The organism is Pedobacter sp. 05L430 (assembly GCF_056397585.1).
Window position 1 is genome coordinate 1 of sequence record NZ_JBFTNT010000288.1, and the last position, 5,382, is coordinate 5,382.

4 protein-coding genes are annotated in these 5,382 nt (G+C 39.3%); 1 reads left to right on the plus strand and 3 read right to left on the minus strand.

Annotated features, from left to right (window positions below; all coding sequences use genetic code 11):
• The 3 genes from AC1DG9_RS22655 to AC1DG9_RS22665 form a co-directional block, all read right to left on the minus strand.
• Window positions 1–1,226, minus strand: a 1,226-nt coding sequence (locus AC1DG9_RS22655; protein WP_477635284.1) for a heavy metal translocating P-type ATPase, incomplete at its 3' end; no start/stop codon positions are given.
• A 166-nt stretch (window positions 1,227–1,392) separates the two neighbouring features.
• On the minus strand, window positions 1,393–1,680 hold the full coding sequence (locus tag AC1DG9_RS22660; protein ID WP_288883693.1) for a sigma factor-like helix-turn-helix DNA-binding protein: 288 nt from the start codon (window positions 1,678–1,680) through the stop codon (window positions 1,393–1,395).
• A gap of 426 nt (window positions 1,681–2,106) precedes the next feature.
• Window positions 2,107–3,285, minus strand: coding sequence for a formylglycine-generating enzyme family protein (locus tag AC1DG9_RS22665; RefSeq protein WP_288883695.1), 1,179 nt, complete (start codon window positions 3,283–3,285; stop codon window positions 2,107–2,109).
• 383 nt (window positions 3,286–3,668) lie between these two features.
• Between AC1DG9_RS22665 and AC1DG9_RS22670 the strand changes: the two genes are divergently transcribed.
• Window positions 3,669–5,369, plus strand: coding sequence for an arylsulfatase (locus tag AC1DG9_RS22670; RefSeq protein WP_477635285.1), 1,701 nt, complete (start codon window positions 3,669–3,671; stop codon window positions 5,367–5,369).
• Window positions 5,370–5,382 lie beyond the last annotated feature (13 nt).

The following is a 5,382-nucleotide window of genomic DNA, read 5'->3' on the forward strand; positions in this document are numbered from 1 at the left end:
ATAAAAGCACTATTATTCCAAAGTTGCGTAAGGTAGCTTTGCGACACCGGCTTTAATACCTCCATTTCAATAGAACCTGATAGTTGTCGGCCACCCGCATAAATAATTTCTCCCAGTGTTTTTTTTACCGGAATGGATTCCCCTGTTACAAAACTAAAGTCTATTTCAGCCTCGCCGTTGAGTAGAATAGCGTCTGCCGGCAAAATTTCCTGACTTCTGATTAGAATTCTGTCACCCGTTTTTAAATCACTGAGGGGTATTGGCCTTTCCACTCCTTCGTTTATGGTGGTTACTGCAACAGGAAAGTAGGACCGATAATCTCTCTCAAATGAAATATGATGAAAGGTTCTTTCCTGCATCCACTTTCCTACTAAGAGAAAGAAAACCAATCCGCAAAGTGTATCTACAAACCCAGCTCCGGTTTGCGAGATGATTTCATAAGCAGAACGCAGAAACATAACCAGGATACCAAGTGCTAATGGAAAATCAAGATTGAGTCTCTTTGCCTTTAGATTTGTCCACGCAGAAATAAAATACTCCCTTCCGCTGTACAAAACAACAGGTAATGAAAATGCAAGATTAAGCCATCCAAAGAAATTCTTAAATTCGCGTTCAAAATCGCCAAGACCAAAATAATCAGGAAAACTTAAAAGCATTACATTACCAAAACAGAATCCTGCCACAGCAATTTTGGTAATGAGGCTTCTTTCTGTTTTACTTGATTGTCCTTTTTTTACAATATCCTGCAAGCTTATTAAAGGCTCATAAMCTATTGAAGAGAGCAATTGTGCCAGCTGTTTTAAATTAGTTTCATCATTTTTAAATGTTATAGAAACCTGTTTTTTAAGGAAATCAACTCTTGACTGCAATATTCCTGATTGCAAAAGATGAAGGTGTTCTAATAACCAAATACACGAACTGCAATGGATGGCAGGTATATATAACGTTACAATTGTTTTGATTTCATCTTCAAAATCAACAAGTTTACTGACAACCTGTGGAACCTCCAGGTAGTCAAAATTTGAGGTAGCCTTACTTTGTGTTTTTCCGGGAATCTTATTGTAAACATAATAGTTTGACAGGTTATGCGCTGTTAAGATCTCATAGATGGTTTTACATCCGGAACAACAAAACCGCTTATTATTCTGTATGTATTGCTGGGCTATAATGTCGTCTCCGCAATGAAAACAATGCTTCTCTGATGAAATTACGTTTTCTTTTAACATCTATATTTAAAGTATGCTTCAAAGTTGAGTATTTAAGCAAGACGAAAAAGTGACAGAAATCCTACCTATTTATGATATGTATCACTTTTGAGCTAAAACAGATGTTTAGATTTAGTGGTGCAACGTGTTAATCCTTCAAGGATAGTCAGGATGACATTTACGTCTTTTAATGAAAAACGTAAATGTCTAAGTGCGTAGGAATCTGATTTTCTACGGTACGTTTAGAAATCCATAATTCGTTTGCGATCTCCTCATTGGCCAGTAACTGTCCGCGGTTCATCAAAAAGATCTGTCTGCACCTTTGGGCCAGATGAGCCAGATAAGAATCCGCCGCCAATTCCATCTGCTTGTTGATTAGGCTGTTATATCCCTCGTTTTGGGAAGTGCAGTCGCTGTAAACCCCCTCCTCCATACTTTCTTTATAATCAATCGGGTATACTTTACCGGAGGCCATATACCTCTATACCCTGTATCGGTGCGCAGAGGTTAGGCAGGCGTTAAAGGATGGTATCTGAAGTGTGTCAACCAGACAAAATGGTGATAAATATATCATGAACAATTTGCTCACAAACAACTGAGTCCCTTATATAGGAATAATAAACAGTGCTGTAAATTTTAGCTGAGTAGTGATGAAATAACACAGCAAATGCCCGCCAGTACAGATAAAGTAACATTGAATTCCTTAGCTGCGTTTACTATGGAAAACTCAGGGACAAAGCAATACCTCGAGTTTTTTGAACCCCGTAACATTAGACACTTTAAGATGATATTTAAATCAGGTTATAAAAACGGACTATTTACAGCTATAACTGAGATAGGAATGTATAAGAGATAGTACGTTATAAGATCAGCGGAGTTATCTTTGAACTCCGCTGATCTTTTATTTTTTTGACGCAGGTTCAGACCTTACACATCTGAAACCAGTATTTTGCAAGCCTGTATCAGGCGATGATTTCATTCTGGCTGCTACTCTGTATCCCTTACAATAAGAACTGTTACACATAAATGAGCCTCCGCGAGTTACTTTTTTTGGAACGGTAGGCTCATCCGGGTCAAAACTTTTATCCGGACCTTTAGGATTGGTAACTGTTTTACCTTTCTGAGTATCATAATAATCATTGGTATACCAGTCCGACACCCATTCCCAAACATTTCCGGCCATATCGAATAAGCCGTATCCATTAGCAGGGAAAGATCCGGTAGGGGCTAAACCATGAAAGCCATCCCAATCCGTATTTGTGTCCGGAAAACTTCCTTGCCAGGTATTCGCTTTTGGTTTTCGACTCTCAATTTGTTCATTTCCCCAAGGATATATTGCGTTCTTCTGGCCACCACGTGCGGCATATTCCCATTCAGCCTCAGTCGGTAGTCGTTTACCAGCCCATTTAGCATAAGCATTTGCGTCTTCCCAGCAAACTTGGGTAACCGGATAATTGTCTTTTCCTTTCAAATTACTTTTAGGCCCCTCAGGATGCCTCCAGTCGGCTCCGGGTGTCCATGCCCACCATTGTGATGCATCGTGTAAAGAAACGGGGCTAGAGGGCGGATTAAACGTAAGAGAGGCCGCTACTAATAAATCGTCTGATGGTTTTGGAGTACCTTCAGGTAATTGTTTTTTGATTTCTTCCCAATCTGGCTTTCGCTCAGCAACGGTTTTGTAACCCGTCGCTTTAATAAAAGCAGCAAACTGCGCGTTGGTAACTTCTCTCTCGTCCATCCAGTAGCCATCAAGTTTAACCTGGTGTGAAGGATATTCATCGGCACGCCCTTCCTTGTCGACGGCACCCATTAAAAATGTACCCCCTGGAATCCACTTCATACCCTTAACTGATCTGCTTGGATTTGATGATAACAATGAGTCTTGTTTGCCTTGTACCGATACGCCATACTTGCTAGGTAAATTGTCTGAACAAGATTCATCAGCGGTCTTCACATTTTCAGATTTATTTGCCTGACTGCAGGAAAGTCCAATAATGAGTGTCAATAAGAGGAGGGTTCCTTTGCCACTATAGGCAGGGGTAAATAAATGGAATACTTTTTTAAAATTAACTATGTTCATTTTTACAAACACCACTCGGAACTAAGTAGTCGTCGTTGGTTTTTTCAGATTAGCTTATTGTATGATTTTCTACAACGAAGATAACCAATTAATACCTATGATTTTTTTACTATTATTATTAGTAATTTCATTTATCCTTATAAACCTTGGTCAAAATTATATTTGGTCAAATAAACAACGCTAAAGTTTAACTTTTTTATTTGATGACAAATGGATGTAAATCAATATATTTACAAGTTTTATATCAATAAAATTATAATATAAAAAGTGACCCACATTTAATGCTTTGTCTATCAGATTCTTTACATGATTTTAAATAAAAGAGATGACATTTTACTTATTCGTTGATATATTAGTGCTGCAACCGACCTAATTTATCAACCATGTTTTTAAAGAAATCATTCGTTATTTTTGGCCTTTTAACATCGGCAGTCATCACGGCATTTACCTACTCGGCTACTAAAAAAATAAGTGTTAAGCCTAAAAAAGATAACAGACCAAACATCGTATTGATCATGGCCGATGACCTCGGTTATTCGGATATAGGTGCATATGGAGGCGAAATAAAAACCCCAAATCTCGATTATCTGGCATCCCAGGGAATCAGATATAAGCGATTCTATAACACATCCCGCTGCTGCCCTTCAAGAGCCGCATTACTTACTGGAGTGTATAATCATAATGCAGGCATAGGTGAAATGACTACAGATAGGCATGTGGATGGCTATCGCGGTGCACTGGGTACCGATGTGGTTACTCTTGCCGAAGTATTAAAAGATGCGGGTTACAGGACTGCAATGTCCGGAAAATGGCATGTATCCAATACCGTTGAGCAAGACACACCAGAAGCACAGCTCGACTGGCTTAATCATAAAACTGAACATCCGCTATTTTCACCTCTTGAACAGTACCCCACAAACAGGGGATTCGAAAAGTATTTCGGCACACTTTGGGGGGTCGTAGATTATTTTGATCCATTCAGTTTGGTTAGTGGAACAACGCCAATTAAAAGTGTACCTAAAAATTATTATCACACTGATGCTATTAATGATAGCGCCGCTACCTACATTGAAGATTTCAGTAAGGGAGACCAGCCATTTTTCCTATATGTGGCACAAAACGCACCTCACTGGCCTTTACAGGCAAAGCCTGAGGATATTGAAAAATATAAAGATACTTATAAAGGTGGGTGGGACGCAATAAGAGAAGCCAGGTATAACAGAATGGTTAAAATGGGGATTATTGACCCTGAAACGACAAAGCTGTCTCCCCGTATCAACAATKAACTTAAGTGGGGAAATAATCCAGATAAGGAGTGGGGAGCAAGAGCAATGGCGGTACATGCTGCAATGGTAGACGAAATGGATCAGGGCATCGGAAGCATAATAGACGCATTAAAAAAGTCGGGAGAATTGGATAATACCCTTATAATCTTTTTAAGTGATAACGGGGCAAGCCCTGAAGATTGTTCAAAATACGGTAAAGGGTTCGATAGACCGGGTCAAACAAGAGACGGAAAGGAGATCATCTACCCTGTAAATAAAAAGGTATTTCCCGGGCCACAGACAACCTTTGCGTCAATAGGGCAAAGATGGGCCAATGTAGCCAATACACCTTATCAGTATGCCAAAGAGCAATCATATGAAGGTGGTGTCCGTACCCCAATGATTGCTTTTTGGCCTAAAGGAATAACCGCAAAGAGAGGTGCTATGAGTAATCACGTAGGGCATGTAATGGATTTTATGGCAACCTTCATCGAGATTGCCAAGGCAAAATATCCGTCTGTGTATAAAGGAAAATCAATTAAACCGATTCAGGGTTTAAGCTTAACTTCTTCATTTAAAGGCCAAGAAAATGGTGGACATGAATTTCTATTCAATGAGCATTTTAAAGCACGATACGCACGTTCCAAGCAGTGGAAACTGGTTTCCTTATCCAATGACACTACATGGCACCTTTATAAGATAAAGGATGATGAAACAGAGCTAAACGATCTGGCTGCTAAGTTCCCCGAAAAAGTAAAGGATTTAAGTGAAAGATGGCATAAATGGGCAATTGATAACCACGCTTTACCTAAAAAGTAATATTAGCGAGTAC

Coding starts and splice junctions, on each gene's coding strand:
- AC1DG9_RS22660 (WP_288883693.1), bottom strand. CDS start 1,680: ATGGCCTCCGGTAAAGTATACCCGATTGATTATAAAGAAAGTATGGAG.
- AC1DG9_RS22665 (WP_288883695.1), bottom strand. CDS start 3,285: ATGAACATAGTTAATTTTAAAAAAGTATTCCATTTATTTACCCCTGCC.